Source organism: Halobacillus sp. HZG1, assembly GCF_035818575.1.
Taxonomy (GTDB): Bacteria; Bacillota; Bacilli; order Bacillales; family Halobacillaceae; genus Halobacillus; species Halobacillus litoralis.
In genome coordinates this window covers 1-17,795 of the sequence record NZ_JAYLVQ010000021.1, presented here as the reverse complement: position 1 = coordinate 17,795, position 17,795 = coordinate 1, and the positions used below count along the sequence as shown (strand labels likewise).

17 protein-coding genes are annotated in these 17,795 nt (G+C 45.0%); 7 read left to right on the top strand and 10 right to left on the bottom strand.

What is annotated here, in order from left to right; translation table 11 throughout:
• Positions 1 to 125: 125 nt before the first annotated feature.
• Genes VKA52_RS02160 through VKA52_RS02150 form a run of 3 tightly spaced genes read right to left on the bottom strand, consistent with a single transcriptional unit; the run spans position 126 to position 3,082 of the window.
• Entirely contained in the window at positions 126 to 1,103 is a 978-nt protein-coding gene (locus VKA52_RS02160) for an NAD(P)/FAD-dependent oxidoreductase (protein ID WP_326314014.1), read from the bottom strand.
• An 18-nt stretch (positions 1,104 to 1,121) separates the two neighbouring features.
• Positions 1,122 to 2,126, bottom strand: a complete 1,005-nt coding sequence (locus VKA52_RS02155; protein WP_326314013.1) for a FecCD family ABC transporter permease — start codon at positions 2,124 to 2,126, stop codon at positions 1,122 to 1,124.
• Positions 2,123 to 3,082 carry a FecCD family ABC transporter permease gene (locus VKA52_RS02150; RefSeq protein WP_326314045.1) on the bottom strand — a complete coding sequence of 320 codons (960 nt, stop codon included), beginning with the start codon at positions 3,080 to 3,082 and terminating at the stop codon, positions 2,123 to 2,125. Before VKA52_RS02150 ends, VKA52_RS02155 begins: the two co-directional genes overlap by 4 nt.
• Before the next feature lie 188 nt (positions 3,083 to 3,270).
• Between VKA52_RS02150 and VKA52_RS02145 the strand changes: the two genes are divergently transcribed.
• The 6 genes from VKA52_RS02145 to VKA52_RS02120 all read left to right on the top strand — a co-directional run bounded on the left by VKA52_RS02145 (position 3,271) and on the right by VKA52_RS02120 (position 10,984).
• Entirely contained in the window at positions 3,271 to 4,251 is a 981-nt protein-coding gene (locus tag VKA52_RS02145) for an ABC transporter substrate-binding protein (protein ID WP_326314011.1), read from the top strand.
• Between the two features lie 106 nt (positions 4,252 to 4,357).
• The gene (locus tag VKA52_RS02140) at positions 4,358 to 4,681 is read left to right on the top strand and encodes a PadR family transcriptional regulator (RefSeq protein ID WP_326314010.1); all 324 of its coding nucleotides are present in this window, start codon (positions 4,358 to 4,360) and stop codon (positions 4,679 to 4,681) included.
• Entirely contained in the window at positions 4,674 to 5,852 is a 1,179-nt protein-coding gene (gene chrA / locus VKA52_RS02135; protein ID WP_326314009.1) for a chromate efflux transporter, read from the top strand. Before VKA52_RS02140 ends, chrA begins: the two co-directional genes overlap by 8 nt.
• 129 nt (positions 5,853 to 5,981) lie before the next feature.
• Entirely contained in the window at positions 5,982 to 8,777 is a 2,796-nt protein-coding gene (locus tag VKA52_RS02130) for an EAL domain-containing protein (protein WP_160916145.1), read from the top strand.
• Positions 8,778 to 8,781: 4 nt separating this feature from the next.
• Positions 8,782 to 10,416, top strand: coding sequence for a thiamine pyrophosphate-binding protein (locus VKA52_RS02125; protein WP_326314008.1), 1,635 nt, complete (start codon positions 8,782 to 8,784; stop codon positions 10,414 to 10,416).
• A gap of 94 nt (positions 10,417 to 10,510) precedes the next feature.
• Entirely contained in the window at positions 10,511 to 10,984 is a 474-nt protein-coding gene (locus VKA52_RS02120; protein WP_326314007.1) for a PCYCGC motif-containing (lipo)protein, read from the top strand.
• Between the two features lie 61 nt (positions 10,985 to 11,045).
• Here VKA52_RS02120 and VKA52_RS02115 read toward each other — a convergent pair whose 3' ends face one another.
• The 7 genes from VKA52_RS02115 to VKA52_RS02085 all read right to left on the bottom strand — a co-directional run bounded on the left by VKA52_RS02115 (position 11,046) and on the right by VKA52_RS02085 (position 16,576).
• Positions 11,046 to 11,426, bottom strand: a complete 381-nt coding sequence (locus VKA52_RS02115) for a VOC family protein (protein WP_326314006.1) — start codon at positions 11,424 to 11,426, stop codon at positions 11,046 to 11,048.
• A gap of 118 nt (positions 11,427 to 11,544) precedes the next feature.
• Positions 11,545 to 12,297, bottom strand: coding sequence for a sulfite exporter TauE/SafE family protein (locus VKA52_RS02110; protein ID WP_326314005.1), 753 nt, complete (start codon positions 12,295 to 12,297; stop codon positions 11,545 to 11,547).
• A gap of 18 nt (positions 12,298 to 12,315) precedes the next feature.
• Positions 12,316 to 12,699: a hypothetical protein gene (locus VKA52_RS02105; RefSeq protein WP_326314004.1), complete on the bottom strand. Its 384-nt coding sequence runs from the start codon at positions 12,697 to 12,699 to the stop codon at positions 12,316 to 12,318.
• A gap of 98 nt (positions 12,700 to 12,797) precedes the next feature.
• Entirely contained in the window at positions 12,798 to 13,304 is a 507-nt protein-coding gene (locus VKA52_RS02100) for an RNA polymerase sigma factor (protein WP_326314003.1), read from the bottom strand.
• A gap of 33 nt (positions 13,305 to 13,337) precedes the next feature.
• Positions 13,338 to 15,332 (bottom strand): DUF6449 domain-containing protein, encoded by a 1,995-nt coding sequence (locus VKA52_RS02095; RefSeq protein WP_326314002.1) that lies wholly within the window; start codon positions 15,330 to 15,332, stop codon positions 13,338 to 13,340.
• On the bottom strand, positions 15,307 to 16,206 hold the full coding sequence (locus tag VKA52_RS02090) for an ABC transporter ATP-binding protein (protein ID WP_326314001.1): 900 nt from the start codon (positions 16,204 to 16,206) through the stop codon (positions 15,307 to 15,309). The genes VKA52_RS02095 and VKA52_RS02090 overlap by 26 nt, the downstream gene beginning before the upstream one ends.
• A complete protein-coding gene (locus VKA52_RS02085; RefSeq protein WP_160916129.1) occupies positions 16,199 to 16,576 on the bottom strand; it encodes a GntR family transcriptional regulator in 378 nt (125 codons plus the stop codon). Before VKA52_RS02085 ends, VKA52_RS02090 begins: the two co-directional genes overlap by 8 nt.
• Before the next feature lie 215 nt (positions 16,577 to 16,791).
• On the opposite strand from VKA52_RS02085, the gene VKA52_RS02080 reads away from it, so the two are divergent.
• Positions 16,792 to 17,592 carry a DUF2935 domain-containing protein gene (locus VKA52_RS02080; RefSeq protein ID WP_326314044.1) on the top strand — a complete coding sequence of 267 codons (801 nt, stop codon included), beginning with the start codon at positions 16,792 to 16,794 and terminating at the stop codon, positions 17,590 to 17,592.
• The last annotated feature ends 203 nt before the right edge of the window (positions 17,593 to 17,795 follow it).

Below are 17,795 nucleotides of genomic sequence, written 5' to 3'. Positions count from 1 at the left end.
ATGTATAGCTTTTATTAGCAGCTTCTGGCCTTTAATTAGCGACTTTTCAGCTTTTATTAGCATCTGGTCCTTCTTCCTTCACAAAAAAACGCCGAACATCAGCATAAGCTGCGTTCGGCGTTTTCTTATTTATGCTTATAAATCACTGTACTATACACTTGCGACTTCGCTTTTGGATCCAAATGCTTGGCGGCACTGTTCACCGCTGCCATCGCTTCATTGAATCCGGAAGCGATAAGCATCGTTTTCGCTGGATAGACGGCCGCATCACCAGCGACAAATACCCCTTCCAGACTCGCACACATATCTGTCGAAACGGGGATTCTTCCTTTGTCCGTTTCCAATCCCCACTCGTCATATAAACTCTTATCGATTTGCAAGCCTTCATAGACGAGGATATGATCGACCTCAAGCACGGAACCGTCTTGAAGGATCGCTTCTTTGAGAGCTTCATCTCCTCGCAGCTCTTCAATCTTTTTATTTTTATGGATGTGAACAGAGGAATCTTCTACCTTTTCAACATCCTGTTCATAGACCGCTTTAAATTCATCCCCGCGATTCAATAGATGAACTTCTTCTGCCACCCCTTCAAGAGCGAGTGACCAGTCAATGCCGACACGGTTTTGCGAGACGACCGCAACTTTCTGCCCTCGATACTGTTCCAGGTTTTGAATGGTGTAGTGAATCTGTTTCCCGTCATAGAGATCGCTGCCTTTCACTTCAAGCGGCTGCATTTCAAACGTGCCCAGACCGGATGCGACAATCACGGTTTTTGTATGATGCGTTTGGCCGTCATCTGTCTTGAGGAGCAGATTTCCATCTTCTTTTTTACCGATAGATGTCACTTTCACCCCTGTCACAAAGGCAGGTTCAATCATTTCCGCCTGTTCCTTGACATTTGTGACGAGATCTTCCCCTGTAATACCCGGGAACCCGCCGACGTCATAGATTTTCTTCTCCGGATAGAAAAAGGAAACCTTGCCCCCGACTTGAGGCTGGTACTCGATGACTTTTGTCTTCAAATCTCTCATTCCACTATAAAAAGCAGCATATAATCCTGTGGTTCCTCCACCAATTACTGTTACATCATACATCTCTTCCATGGACGTGAACTCCTTTTTCTATTGGGTTTTCATAAGCAAATAGACAAAATATGGGGTGCTGACAATCGACACGACAATCCCTACAGGAATCTCTGCCGGGGCGATGATATTTTTCCCAATCGTATCAGCCACGACTAAAAATATCGCTCCGATCAATGCAGCGGCGGGAATCATCCGTTGATGCCCGGGGCCGACGATTCGGCGGGCGATATGCGGAGCCACAAGACCAAGGAAGGCGATTCCTCCTCCTGCAGCCACTGATAAACCGGCCAGACCGACAGCAAGAAGTAAAAACGTCCGCCGCGCTTTTTCCACTGGAATACCGAGTCCCATCGACATCGAATCCCCTAAATTCATAACGTTCAACGTTCGAGATCTATAGATGGTCCAGGCAATCATCAATAGGATGGGTGGTACAATGACAAAAACGAGATTCCAATTGCCCATCCATAAATCCCCTGCTAACCATACGAGCGCCTGATTAAAATCCTGGGGGTTCATTTTCACTTGAAAAATGATGAGTACTGCGCTGAAACCTGCATTCACACCGATTCCGACGAGAATGAGGCGTATAGGGTTAACCCCTTTTTTCCAAGCGAGCGCATACACAAGGAAAGCTGCCAGGAACGCACCAATGAGGGCAAACAATGGCAAAATGTATATACCAAAACCGGTAACCATCGCCATCGACGTTTGGAAAAAGAAAATATATAAAATGACAGCAAATCCTGCGCCTGTATTAATTCCAAGAATACCCGGGTCGGCAAGGTCGTTCTGCGTGACTCCCTGGAAGATCGCCCCGGAAACGGCCAGTCCTGCGCCCACGAATAAAGCGAGGACCATGGATGGAAGTCTGAAATTAAAGAGCACCAGCTCCTGGCGGTCGGTCCCCTGCCCGATGAATGTTTTCAGAACGTCCAGAGGAGCAATTTTAACAACGCCCATGTTCAAACTGATGAGAACCATCAAGCCTAGGAAAAGAAACAGCACGGCCATCACAAAAGATAAACGTGTCTTCCTCATAAACTCCCCCTCCCTTCACCACGAGCAAGGTAAAGGAAAAATGGGACACCAATGCATGCTGTAATGGCTCCAACCGGTGTTTCGTAAGGGGCATTGACAAGTCTCGCTCCGATATCTGACAGAACAAGCAGCAAGCTTCCGAGCACCGCAGATACAGGGATGATCAGCCGATAATCGGAACCCACAAAAAAACGCGCCACGTGAGGGATAACCAACCCGATAAACCCGACCGTTCCGGCAACAGAAACAGCTGCTCCCGTTAATAGGAAAACGACGATGACGCCGAGAGCTTTGACTAAGAATGTATTTTGACCAAGACCTTTGGAAACCTCATCCCCGAGACTCAAAATCGTCACGGATTTTGAAATCAAGGCAGCCAGGCTCAATCCTACCGCCCCCGCAACCAGCAGGATTTGGACAGACATCCAATCCGTTGCGGCTAATCCGCCGGCATACCAGAAGCTCATTTGTTTGGCTACTTGAAAGTGTAAAGAAATAGCCGAGGAAAGTGAACTCAGCATCCCGCCGATAGCGACACCAGCGAGTGCTAACTTTGCCGGTGTCAGACCTCCTCTGGAAAAGGACCCTACCGCAAATACAAGAATCACTCCGAGTCCCGCTCCAATAAACGCAGCAGTGGTCATTCCAATATTACTGACGGCAGGAAAAAAGACAATCGTCAATATTAAGGCAAACGCAGCTCCATGGGTGACCCCCATAATAGACGGCGATGCGAGTGGATTTCGCGTCAGTCCCTGCATGACCGCACCTGACACCGCTAAAAATGCTCCGACAAGGGCACCAGCTAAAGCCCGAGGCATGCGCAACTCTCGTATGACGGCATGGTTCGTAGACTCAGGGGCAAAAGAAAAAAGCGAATCCCAAACCGTACGCAGGGATATGTCCGTCACTCCGACAGAAATGGATAAAGCCATCACTACAGCTAATAGAATCATGCCACCCGTAAAAATAAAGGCCGCACGCCATACTTTTCTCGTTCTTTCATTCCACTCTTTGTTCGCTTCTCTTGTTCGTTCTTCCACTGCCAGCGACCCTCTCTACCTATGTATCTATCTTTGTTTGACACATCCGTTGATAATGATTATCATTATCTTATCATAAACTTCCGAGGAGGAACAAATAAATGTCGAAAAAAGTAACCCTTTACATAACCGGTTTACTGCTTCTCGTTTTGTTAGCAACAGGATGCAGCAGTGAAAATGAGGATTCATCCTCTACAGAAGGGGAGTCTGAAGATACAGCAGCCAGCGAAGAAAACAGCGAGGAAACAAGCGAACGTACGCTTAAACATGCGATGGGCGAAATTACTCTAAAAGAAAAGCCCGAGCGCATTCTTGCTCCTTATCTGGAAGATTCACTCGTAGCACTAGGCGAAAAGCCTGTCGCCCAGTGGTCCATCGGTGAAACCGTCCTGAATTACCTGCAGCCACAACTTGAAGGCGTACCTAAAGTCGGCTGGGATTTACCCGTTGAACAAACCATTGAGCAAAACCCTGATCTCATTATCTTCAGTGCCCCTTCTGCATTGCAGAATGGAAGCTATGAGGACTATGCCAGCATTGCCAAAACGTATGTCTTTGATGAAGAGACGGGAGCTGATTGGAGACAACAGCTGACAACGATGGGAGAAATTTTGCACAAACAGAACGAAGCAGAACAAGTGCTGTCTGATTTTGACCAAAAAGCAGAAAAAGCCTCGTCAACGATCAAAGAAAACATCGGCGATGAATCCGTCGCATTCGTCTGGACGATGGGCGAGCAGTTCTATGTTTTTGATGAAAACCGTTACGGCGCCGAAATTTTCTACAATGAAATGGGCATCGCTAAACCTGATTTCCTCCAAAGTCTCCCCGAAGAAGGCGAACAATGGAACCCTGTAGCTCTTGAAAAACTGGGCGAGTTGGATGCTGAACACGTATTCCTCATCGGAAACGAAGGCGAGCCTGGATTTGAAATTCTCGAAAACAGCTCTGTATGGCAGAACACCCCAGCTGCACAGAATGGCCAGGTATACGAAATGAACGACCCGAGTCACTGGACCATTGACGGTGTCATCGCCCATGAAATGAGCATTGATCAAATGGTAGACACATTAAGTAAATAGAATGTAAAGATTCGCGCAAACTTTATGAAGTTTGCGCGTTTTTTATTGCATAATCCTCCGTGGTATCGTACATTGATATCGGATTTCGATAGAGGGGGTGTTCAACATGCTCAGGGACTTTTTCTTAGGATCCATCAAGATCCATATTCTCTATCACGCAAGCATTGAACCCATCTATGGAGCGTTTCTTATGGAAGAGCTTGCTTCCCACGGCTATGAAATCAGCCCGGGAACCCTCTACCCTACCCTGAATCAGCTCCACAAAGACGCATTGCTTGAGAAATACGAAGAAAAAGTGGAAGGAAAGATTAGAAAATATTACGTCATTACGGATAAAGGCAGGCAAGTGCTTGCTGAAGGAAGAGAACAAGTCCGTGAACTGGCAGAAGAAATTTTAGGAAAAGATTGGAGGAATCTCGACAATGAGTAAACCAAAAGGTTCTCTTTTGGAAATATTCAAAGCATCAACAAAGCTTGGTTTGACATCTTTCGGTGGTCCGGTTGCCCACCTGGCTTACTTCAAAGATGAGTACATCGACAGAAAAAAATGGTTGGATGATAAAACATACGCAGACATCATCGCCCTATGTCAATTCCTTCCCGGCCCTGCAAGCAGTCAGGTCGGAATCGCGATTGGTATGCTCCGTGGTGGATTGCTCGGCGGCATCATCTCATGGATCGGTTTTACGGTACCATCGATTATTGTTCTCGTACTTTTTGCTCTATTATACCAATCGTTCGACCTCGCCGATGCGAACTTCATTCACAGCTTGAAGGTCGTAGCAGCTGCTGTCGTTTTGCATGCCTTGATTGGCCTTGGGAAGAAACTGACCCCTGACCGTCCGCGGATTGCCATAGCGTTAGTGTCCGCACTGATCTTACTCCTCTATCCATCCGCGTGGATGCAGTTGTTGATCATTCTCGCTGCTGGATTATTCGGTTGGAAAATGTTTTCAAGCATGGTGGAATCTAAAATTCAGCCATTCCCTGTTACATTTTCGAAAAAGGTCGGTGTCGCCTCTCTTGGCGTACTGGTCGCTCTTCTTGCCTTTTTACCGATTCTTGCAAGAAACACGGAGAGCGTGCTGATTCAACTCTTCGATACGTTCTTCCGTGTCGGTTCCCTCGTATTTGGCGGCGGCCATGTCGTCTTGCCGATGCTTGAACGTGAAGTCGTACCAACCGGATGGCTGACAGCGAATGAATTCCTTGCTGGTTATGGAATGGCACAAGCGGTTCCTGGACCATTGTTCACGTTCTCAAGTTATCTCGGGACAATGATTGAAGGTATTGCAGGAGCCCTCGTGGCAACCGCGGGTATTTTCCTGCCCTCCTTCCTGTTTTTAATGGCGGCTCTGCCATTTTTGAACGAACTCAGAAAGCGCCCGGCCTTCCAGGGTGTTCTTACAGGAGTAAACGCAAGTGTTGTCGGCATTCTTCTTGCTGCTTTTTATGACCCAGTATTGAAAAGTTCCATAATGGAAGGAGCAGACTTCGCTCTCGCTGCCATCCTTTTCGCTCTTTTACACTTCTTCAAAGTTCCTGCGTGGGCTATCGTTTTAATCGGTGTCGGCGCCGGCGCTGTTTTGAATTTATTGTAAGAAATAAGGCACGAAAGTCCTCTTTTGTGTCTTTTTCTTTGTTTTTTTATAAAAGTTACTCCACTGATGCAGGAAGTTCACTATAATAGTCGAACTTTATCAAAATATGACAACTATGGAGGTTTTTCAATGGCTGAAGAACAAACTAGATATTCTCGTCTCGCTGAAATCACCCAGCTCATCAACACCGAGCATGATTTACGCGATGTATTAGAACACGTGGTCACAGCCATATCTGAAGAAATCATGCGGTGCGATTCTGTCGGCATTTATCTCCCCCGGGAGGATGGTACCTATCAAGGCTATGTCGGAAAACCGGCCTTGATCAATGGAATGACCCTCGATATGCACATCGTGGATCCGGAGTATGATCTCCTCGCTAAAGAGGTCATCGAAACAAGAAAAACCATTTACATACCGGATACTTCGAAGGATGATCGTCCCGATCAACGGGCTATACAAGCGTTTAAAATCAATTCTCTGCTTGTCGCCCCGATTTCTTATGAAAAGGAACTCTACGGCCTGGTATTTTTGTTTGATTACGGGACACCGATGAATTTGACAGAATCGGAAATCGAATCCGTAAAGGCTTACGTCAATATGGCCGCTGTGGCTATTAGAAATGCAAACAACCTCACGCGTAAAGAGAAATTGATCAGCGAAAAACAACTCCTGCTCAATGTCACCCGTGACCTTTCCTTATGTTCATCTTTACAAGAAGCCCTGGACAAATGCTTCTATTATTTAGGAGAAGTTCTGGATAATCCAAATATCGGTGCCCACTTCATTGACCCTGTCGCAGAACACAAGCTGAAGCCTGCGAGCCTTAGTAAAGAAAGCGAGTGGACAGAAGAAGACTGGAAGGAAACCCATCAGAGTGTTCAATTCAATCATAGAGAAGATCCAGTTTTTCAAGAGGTGATTGCTAAAAAGACATCCATTCATGTTCCTGACGTTTTTCATGATAACCGGACGAACAAGGAAATCTGTGAAAAGTTCGGAATCAAAGGATTGTATATGATTCCTCTCGTTTCACTCGGGGAAGTGCTTGGTGCGATTGCCATCGTAAACCTGAAAGAATCCGGTCAAGTCTACTCTGACTCTGCCTGCCAATTGGCTGAATCCATCGTGGATACTACCGCTCCTGTTCTTTTCAACCTGCTCTATATGGAGAAACAGGAAATGATTATACAGGACCGCACATCTGAACTGATCCAAAAGAATGATGAGCTGGAAGAAGCCATATCGGAACTTACGCAGATGAGTCGCGAGAAAGATTTGATCCTTAATTCTGCGGGGGAGGGAATCTTTGGGATCAACCTGGATGGGCAGATTACTTTCGCCAATCCTTCGGCAACCGAATTGTTAGGTTATGATGATGAGAAAGAAATCATAGGTGCTCCTTATTCCTATATCTTCGATGGTCAAAAAACATTCCTGGAGCATTATGAACAAAAAACCGGACATACAGATAAAGATCTTTTTTTCTTTAAAAAGTCCGGGGATACTTTTCCCGTGGAATATGTCATCACCCCCAAGCTTGAGAACGATCGCACCACCGGTTATGTCGTCACTTTCAAAGACGTAACTTCAAGAAAACAAATGGAAGAAAAAATAAAATACCACGCCTATTATGACAGCGTAACCAATGTACCAAACCGTGTGTTGTTCCACGACCGACTCAACCAGGCGCTTCAATATGCGGAACTGACAGACAAACCGATCGCCATTCTCTTCCTCGACTTGGATCGCTTTAAGAAAATCAATGATACTTTCGGCCATAGTTTTGGAGACAAGGTCCTTTTGAATGTGGCAGAACGCCTCCAAAAAGCCGTGCCAAACGGAGCCACTGTCTCAAGACAGGGCGGGGATGAGTTCATTATTCTCCTGCCGACGATTGAACGGGAAGAAGGAGCCGTCAAATGTGCGAAAAAAATCCTCGAAGCCTTTAAGGATTCTTTTGTCATCGGGGACCATGAGATTTCCATCAAAACCAGTATCGGCATCAGTCTTTACCCAGAAAACGGGGATACAGCAGAGACGCTGATTAAGCATGCGGATGTCGCGATGTACAAAGCGAAAGACCTTGCTGGTAATCAATATCAGCTGTTCTCACCAGAAATAGAAAGCCGGACGCTTGAACAGATCCAGCTTGAGAATGACCTGTTCAAGGCCTTGCAGAAAAACGATGAATTTGAGCTGTATTACCAGCCAAAATTCGATGTACGTACAGAAAAGCTCATTGGTATGGAATCTCTGATCCGGTGGAATCATCCACAACGTGGCACCCTCCCCCCCGGCCATTTCATTCCTCTCGCAGAGGAAACGGGCCTCATTACAAACCTTGGAGAATGGGTCATCCGAGAAGCGTGCCGGCAAATGAAAAAATGGGTGTCTTATGGATATTCAGAATTGATCGTATCCGCTAATTTATCTCCTCAACAATTCAATCAACAGAACCTTGTGCTTACGGTGGCTGGGATATTAGAAGAAACCGGTCTCCCAGCTAAACACCTTGAACTTGAACTAACGGAGAATTTAATTATCCATAATACGGAGCACACATTAAGAACAATCAGCCAGCTGAAAGAACTCGGTGTCCAGATTTCCATTGATGATTTCGGTACGGGCTATTCTTCTCTTGGCTATTTAAAAGATTTTCCTGTCGATACTTTAAAAATAGACAAATCCTTTATTAACGACGTCACGACAAATCGGAACAATGCGGCGATTACAAAAACCATCATAACCCTTGCTGACAGCCTGCAGCTCAACGTGATCGCAGAAGGCGTTGAAAAAGCAGACCAGGCCGCTTTCCTCGCTGAGCACGGTTGTCATTGGATTCAGGGGTTTTATTACAGTCATCCGCTGCAAGCGGAAACATTTGAAGATCATTTTTTGAAATCATTCATACAAAGGGGATAAAGCTATGAAATCTGTTCGTGCTGTGTTAGATTACTTGGTTGCTGGAGAGGTATCTTATATTTTCGGAATACCAGCAGGATCTGTGAATGCTTTTTTTGATGAACTTTATGATACTCCCTCCATCACACCGATCGTGACCAAACATGAAGGAGCCGCGTCTTACATGGCAGCTGCTTATGCAAAATATTCAAACTCCCTCGGTGTTTGTATTGGAAGCAGCGGCCCGGGAGGAACAAACCTTGTGACAGGGGCAGCGAATGCCATGCGTGAACATCTTCCTGTGCTATTTTTGACAGGAGCCGTTCCTGTAGACACGGTCGGTCTGAACGCTTCTCAAGAATTACATGCCGATCCGCTCTACCATTCTGTTACAAAATACAGCCAGAGAGTCGACCGTGCAGAAGACCTGCTTCCCGAGATTCACAAAGCCGTGGAGATCGCTATGACAGGTGTCCCCGGCCCGGTCCACATCGCCATGCCGATTGATGTTCAATTGACAGATATTCTGGAACCAGCCATCCCAACGTTCCCTCAACGAACGCCATTGCTTCCGACAGATGAGATTGTCTTGGAAACAGCCAAAACGCTTGCATCAAGTGAAAGTGGCTTCTTATTTGTAGGGCAAGGGATCCGCGGTGCTGTGGATGATGTAATTGAGCTGGCGGAGACCTTAAACTGGCCGATTGTCACCAGCCCCCAAGCCAAAGGATTCATTCCCGATCATCACCCTTTGAAGCGAGGAATCTTCGGTTTTGCCGGACATGAAGAGGCTTCCGACCTGATCAATCATGGAAAAGAAGAAACCGTGCTTGTGCTTGGATCAAGTCTTGGGGAAACAGCCACGAACAATTGGAACCCGAATATTACAAAGAACCGGACATTTATTCAAGTAGATTATGATGCGACCGTTTTCAATAGAAAATACCCCGTCGACCAGCCGCTTCACGGAGACATTGATGTAACAGTTTCTTCTTTGATCACAGCTTTGAACGGGTTAGGTGTTAAACGGGCCCCCCTTCCTGCAATCGATCCAGCAGTTCCAGGTATAACCGAAGAGTACAACTCCCAAAACGTGTTATGGTCCTTGCAGGAGAAGCTTCCCGCCGATACTCGTTATACCATCGACATCGGTGAATTCATGGCTTACGTCGTCCACTACATGGGTGTGAAAAGTGAAGATTCCTTCGATATTAACGTCCACTTTGGAGCGATGGGAAGCGGAATCGGAAGTGCCTTGGGAGCGAAATTGGCAGACCCGGGACGTCCAACCGTAAGCATTACGGGGGATGGGTGTTTCTTCATGCACGGCATGGAACTTCTGACAGCAAAAGAATATGACATCCCTGTTTTATTTATCGTAATGAATAACTCTAGACTCGGTATGGTCCATCACGGACATACCCTTCAATACAAACGCGCCCATGAGCGCTTTGGACAGCAAGAAGTCAACATCTCCCAGATGGCCGCTTCCCTCGGTGTGCCGAATGCACGCATTGAATCAATGGAAGACCTCAATGACGAAAATCTATCAGCGATTCTAAACGCTGATGGCCCTGCCATCTTAGAGGTGGCTCTTGTCGATGATAACGTCCCTCCAATGGGGGACCGCGTGAAATTTCTATCTTCTTTCGGAAAATAAATGTGACTGATGAACGAACTTTATAGAAAAGCATTGAAACTTCATGCCACCCTCTTTATGATGAAACTATCAAAACGAAGAGGGTGCTTTTTTTATGAAAAAACCACTATTCCTTATCCTTATACTTGTGATCGGTGCCGCCCTATCCGGGTGCTCCTCTGAGTCCGAAGAGGAAGCCCATATTGAACATGTGAACGGCGACATCAGAGAAGAGACCGCCTCGGTAACGACACTTCCATCATTCATGGATGAAAAACCACAGGAAATGCACGACATCTATATGGCTGCTGCTCAAAGCAAAGAATTGCTTCAGAACATCCCTTGCTACTGCGGATGCGGGGAGAGTGTAGGACATCGGGACAACTATGACTGCTTTGTCAACAAAACCAATGAAGATGGCAGTATCATCTGGGATGATCACGGCACAAAATGCGGGGTTTGCATGGAGATTGCTGCACAATCCATCATTGATTATCAGGATGGTAAATCAATAAAAGAGATTCGCGAAAAGATCGACTCTACCTACGAAAATGGCTATGCAGAACCAACACCAACGCCTGCTCTATAATCAAAAAAGACCAGAGAACTCTCTGGTCTTTTTTGATTCCTCTATTCAATGAAAGTCTCTATTACTTCTTCTCCATGACAGCAAAGTACTGATTTTCATTGTCCGCAAAGTTGAACACCCTGCCCGTCGGCATGTGAACTATTTCCCCTACCGTCACTTTTTTATTTAATAAATCACGATGCAGCTCCTCAAAATGATTTGTGAAAAACATTAAGGAAGGTGGATCAAGGTTGAGATCCGGAGACATCCTTGCAACTACTTCTTTATCGTGGAGGACAATGGTTGTCTCCACTCCCTCCTTGGGAGCAACCTCCATCCATCTCATTCCATCCCCGTTATTTTCTTCAGAAACCACCACGAACCCTAACTTCTCTGTCCAAAATTTCACGGCTTCATCCTGGTCATGGACATACAACATAATTTGACCTACTTTACTGAGCACGTTACCCCACTCCCTAACAGTGATCCTTAACTATTCGCTAATTGGAGTGGGAATCCCTCTTACTATAAAAAACTCTAGCAACCTTGTCATTTTATAGAAAAGATTCAGCCCAGCATTTTTATGTAAAGAAGAAGAGCCTGACCGCCATGGCAATAACAGCGAGAATCAGGAACCGTTGAATCCATTTGTCTCCATGTCTGACCGCAAATTTACTGCCTAAAAAAGCACCGAGGCTCGTACCGATGGCCAATGTAATTCCATAGCCCCAATGGATTTGACCATTGACGACAAAAACCACCAAAGCAGACAGTGTATAAACAGCAACGACAAATACTTTGATGCTATTAATCTTCACTAAAGATAACCCCGTCACTAAGGTCAGCGCTGCTATAATGACAAAACCTACCCCGGCCTGGATGAATCCTCCATAGATCCCTATAAAGAAAAAGATAAGAACCAATGCAATCTTCTTCATCCGGGAGTTCTCGCCGTTTGCTGCGGACAGGTTTTTGTGAGGTTTCCATATCATGATTACTAAGACGATAACCATCACAATCGATAGGATACGATTGAATAGATCATCCGGAATATTCACAGCAATTTGTGCGCCCACGATTGAGCCGATGAGAGCGGGTACGGCTAGTAGAAAACTGAACCGTGCATCAAAGTAGCCGTCTTTACGATAAGACGCGATAGCGACAATGTTCTGTGCCATCAACGCAATTCGGTTCGTACCATTAGCTACAGCGGAAGGCAGACCGAAGAAAATGAGCATGGGCAGCGTTAAAAGCGATCCCCCACCCGCAATGACATTAATGAAACCTGCTCCGATTCCTACCCCTAAAATAGCGAGAAAAGATAGAATGGTCACATTCTCCCTCCTTTCTATTTAATCTTTTGTGCCAGCATGATCTATAAACTCTTCTATTTCATCCAATTTCGTGGTCTTCAACACAATTCCTTCTCGATCTAAAACGAGATAGGTCGGGAAACGAACAATTTCCTCCCCATGTGCTTGGATGGGGGCCTCTTTTTTCACTTGAACGTCCACCTGTGTAAGATCAATTGCTTCATTCGCCTGCATTTTGGCTACCAGATCATACATCCGTTCATATTCAGGATCCGCCTCTCCTTCTTTCGGAACTTCCTCCACAAAGGCCTGAAAATGAAAGTCTCCATCCCTCTCAGGTAAAGGTAATGACTGTTGACCACTTGTACATCCCGTCAATACGAACAGTAAAACAAGCACATACCAAAAGTACGTCTTCTTCATACCATCCACCTCCTTCTTACTTGTTCATCATACAAAAAAATATAACATTCCGGGGCAAAAAAAGCAGAACCCCGGTTTTCGGGGTTCTGCTTATCATACTACGCTGTAGAATAATGATCCATCTCTTCGCCAAGCTTCCCTTTCATGGCCAGTCTCGCCCGGTGAAGACGTGACTTAACGGCCGCCTGTGTGATCTGAAGCGTTTGGGCGATTTCCTTTTCCTGCAATTGTTTATCGTAACTCAATTGGAACACCGCGCGAAGCTTAGGGGATAACCTGCTGATCCGCTTCTTGATGTCTTCTTCCAGATGACGGCATTCACATATATGTTCAACATCAGAAACAGCATTTTCATAGACAGGTTGGGGCATCGGCATCTCCTCGATCGGCATAATGACCGCCTTCTTCTCTTTGCGCAGAAGGTCAATGGCTTTTCGGTGGGCGATCGTGGAGAGCCAAGCCCCCACCTTTCCTTCTTCACGGACTTCATCGAGTTTATCGTAGGCTTTTATAAAGGTTTCTTGAAGGATATCTTCAGCTGAACAAGGGTTCTTCGTCACTTTTAAAGCTGTGTAATAAACACGATGATAATACTGTTCATACATCTCACAAAAGTCCATCTTCCTGTATCTCTCCCTTTATTCCAAGTGTTCCTTTATAAAGCCCGGAGCGTCTCCTTCATCGAAACTTAAAACTTCATAAGGTTCAGGATCGTTTTTATCGAAATAAAAAGCGATAAGATAAGCTCCCTCTTCTTTATTTGCTTCTCCTTCGAGAAGCGTTTCAATTTGTGCATGATTTGTAACTTCAAGAGGTTCAACATCATCCCCTCTTAATTGTTCAAACACAAATCGAGGTCTGCTATATCGATCGTCTAGACTTTGAGGCCAGCGGTAGACTTCAGCACGCTGTACGTCTTCGGCCTGGGTCATCACTTGTTCGTACATGCCCTCTTCCTTCAACCACTCCATCGTATTTTCATAGGATGGGTAAAGACGAACATAATATGGATTCTCACGTGTTCCATTCACGGTAAAGGTAACCCCTGTATCCAATCCTCTGGGTGTAACCATTTCGTCATATGAAAGTTGTTCAAGGTCCTGTTTTAACACTTCCATAAACGCAGAAATTTTCTCCGGATCGTACAAATCCTTTCCACTACGGCCTGAATAAGGGTGCATCAACAATTGATTGATCTCAGAAACATCCAATGCAAGCACAGGATATTGAATACTTTTGTATTCTTGTGTTTCATAAACAGCTTTCTTCTCATCCCTCACTTTTTCACCATCTATACGATATTGGCGATAGATCTCACTTCCGTCCTTCATTTGATAGACAAAGAAGAAGTAATCTTCCCCTTTCTTTAAAGGGTTGCTCACATCGATTAGTTTCTCATGCAGATCTATCGCAGATTGGATAGCCGCTTCAGAAGTAATGTAAGGAACTTTCCTATCGTGATCAGCAAGTTGTTGATATTCCCAATATCCACTACTGATATAGACCTTTTCCACTTCATCCTGCTCAGGGACATAAGATTCGTAATTTTGCCAGAGGAGCGGAATAGCCGCAATCAATACACCAGCTGCCACACCATAACCCAGCCAACCTGTTACGTTTTTCTTGTTGAATATTCTCCAGGTTTTTTCAAGCAGCATGGAAGCTGCGGCAAAGCCAAATGTTCCACCAATGAAATAGCCTGTGATCATCCAACTATACGTATTTTGGGCAACACTGAAATACATGCCTCCGAATAAGGCGAAGCAGAATGTGACCCCGAGTTTGAAAACAGGGTTCAGGGCGCGTACCGCTAACGCACGGCCCGCCGCTTCCAGAGGACGTTTTTTATAGAGCCATACGGAAATCAAGTAAAAGAGAACGGCCATGCCTCCATAAATGAATAAGGAAAGAGCTTCAACAGGGACACTGACCTCTTCCGGACCATAGCTCCGGTACTCCAACAAGTCTACCAGTGGTGAAAAATATTGAAGGGAACGATCTAACACCATGTCCCCGGAATACCCTTTAATATAGGAGGTCAAATGAAAAGCGATCAACACGTATAACCCCACAGGTAAAAACAGCAGAATAAAAGTCAAAACTCCTTGCACAGCGGACATCCCGGTTAAAGTCCCAACAAAAACGCCCGCTGCGAAAATTAGAAGGCTCATTGTGGTAAACAACCATAACCAATAACTCGCATTCCCAATCGTATAGTACTCTGTGACATCCGTTACTCCAGCCGTAACAACGAGAACCAAATAATTAAGTAAAATCGGCAGGATTAATAGAATAATGCCTGAGAGAACATGGTGATGAAACAGTTTCCCTCTCTTCATAGGAAAGCTGTGAGCGAAATCTGAAGCTCCTTTGACATGCAGGTAACGGAATAAAAACACCGCCATAAGCGCCGGCATCACAATTAAAAATAACGACTGAAGTTCATAAGCAAAGATTCCGCCAAATAACCCACGGTCATCTGTGATACGAGGTTCATCTCTCCCGAATTCCATAAATAACTGCATCGGTACAATAAAGAACAACCCTAAAAAGTAAACGATACTGATCCATCCAACATTACGGAAATCCTGCTTGATGATCTCTTTATTAAACGAGGATGTTTTCGAACGCATACCCTACACCTCCCATTTCATAAATGAAGATTTCTTCCAGAGTAAGTGGGAGCCTGTCATAAACAAGAGGCCGGTACTTTTGGAGGTCAGCTGAAATGTCCGTTTCATTTCCCCGGACAATCAGCAGCCAGACACTGCCCCGTTTTTCTTTATGAAGAATATCGAGATCCATGGTTTCCGGCTGAAAAGAATCATCACGGAAAGCGACCTGGATCTTATGGACATCGGCTTTCAGATCATCCAAATCACGTTCAAGGAGAATTTCCCCTTTATGCAGGATTCCGACATGATCGCAAATGTCTTCGACTTCCCTCAAGTTGTGGGAGGATATTAAAACCGTCATCTCCCGTTCCGCCACATCCTGAATGATCAAGCTGCGGACTTTCTGCCTCATGACAGCATCGAGACCGTCGAATGGTTCATCGAGGATCAGTACATCAGGCATCGATGCCATCGCCAGCCAAAACGCGACTTGCCGCTGCATCCCTTTGGAAAACTGACTGATCTTCTTTGTTTCATCCAGTTGAAAGACTTTCTTTAATTTTTCATATCGTTCTTCGTTCCAACTGTCATACATGGACCGGTAATAATCTGCCATATGACGAGTGGTGTATTGGGGCAGAAAGTAAAGACTGTCCGGGATGAAGACCATCCTTTGTTTGACGGATTCATTCTCAAAGACGTCATTCTCCAAAATATGAACCTGCCCATTATTCTGTTTGAGAATACCCGTAAGAATCCTCATTAACGTTGTTTTCCCTGCACCATTGGAACCAAGAAGACCGTAGATGGAACCTTTGTTCACTCGAAAAGAAACGTCTCTGAGAATCTTGGTTCGATCGAAAGATTTACTGACCGTATTCACTTCAATCATCCTGCTGACCTCCTTCAACTTCGCGGAGAAGAGCTGCGATCTCTTCTGAAGTCATCCCTAAATAAATCGCTTCCGCAAACAGCTTCTTCAACTCTTCTCTCACTTTTTTCAACTCCTCTTCGTTATCGACTTTTCCAGAAGGATGCACGAAGCTCCCCTTCCCTTTCAACGAGTAGATATACCCTTGCGTCTCCAACTCACGATAGGCTTTCTGAATCGTGTTCGGGTTGATCGTCAACTGTTGGGCAAGCTCCCTCACAGAAGGTAGTTTTTCGTCTTCCTTCAGAACGTCATTGATAATCAGTTGCTTCAGCTTTTCTACGAGCTGCTCGTAAATCGGCTTTCGGCTCCTGACGTCCAACTCAAACATCCAGCCACCTCCATCGGTGTGTTCTATCTGTATTAACTGTATTATTACTACTAGTACAGTAGTATATAGGAGGATCTTCCATTTGAGAAGCCCCTTTTTTTATTTTTCACCAAACCATCTTAAATTCTGGTTATAGGATCCTGACTCTTTTCATGAAGAAAACAAAGTGTGAATAGGATGAAAGGGATGACCTAAGAAAAAAGAGGGTGATGAACGTGAAGGACTATGCTGAACAAGCGAATTTTGAGCATCTGTTCTGGTTGCAGATTCTTGGAGATCATGCCCGTTTTATTCGGGATTCTTTGTACGCCTCCGAAGAGGAAACATTAAATCAAGCGCGGAATTATGTTACAGAATGGGATGACCTTTTAAAGAACGTGCGCGAAGGTAATGTCGAGGACATGGTGAGTTTTTCAAAGCAAGCAGGAGAAAAAGCACGGAAGTTTCATAAGTTTAAACTCAACCTGATCGAACGATCCCTTTTTGGAAAAGTAAAGATTCATTTGAGCCCAACTTTCCTTAATCATATGGTCAATGAAGTAGAAGAATATTTGCTTGTGCTCGGTTTCTTAGGAAAAGGGGATGTCCCTCCATTATTTCATGAGCTGCACCACCATATGTTGTGGTTGATGGATGCTTCAGGGCATGCAGGTGCCATCCATGATGAAATGGATGCTGTGGAAAAAAGGCTTAAAGATAAAAGTGATACGTTCCGGCAACATTTCGATCAGTTCTACATAAAGGCCGTGGAGATGAAAGGATATCTAAGAACCAACCAGCACTCCTTCCCTGCTCTGAAACGGTTTAACAATGAAGTGGAACTGGAAATGAAAATCTTCCGTACATTTTTAACAGAATTAGAGGAGATGGAAATGAATGAGGTCGTACTCGGCACATTCTCCCCTCTCATGGCTGATCATATGGCAAGAGAAGAATGCTACTACCTTTACAAACTTGCAGAAACCACAAATGGCGAATATCCCGCCTGTGACCCAACCAAACCCAGAGTGGAGTGAATTACCATAATCTGTATGACCTGGTACACCAGTAAATGTAAAAAAGCCGCAGGGCCATAAAATAGAGTGACCTAATAAAATGAGACTTAATAGAACACCTTCAAAGTGCTAATACTACTTACACTTGGAGGTGTTTTTCTTATGGGTAAGAAAGTTCATTATCCCGAAGAAGTAAAGAAAAAAGTTGTTCAATTAAAGTTAGA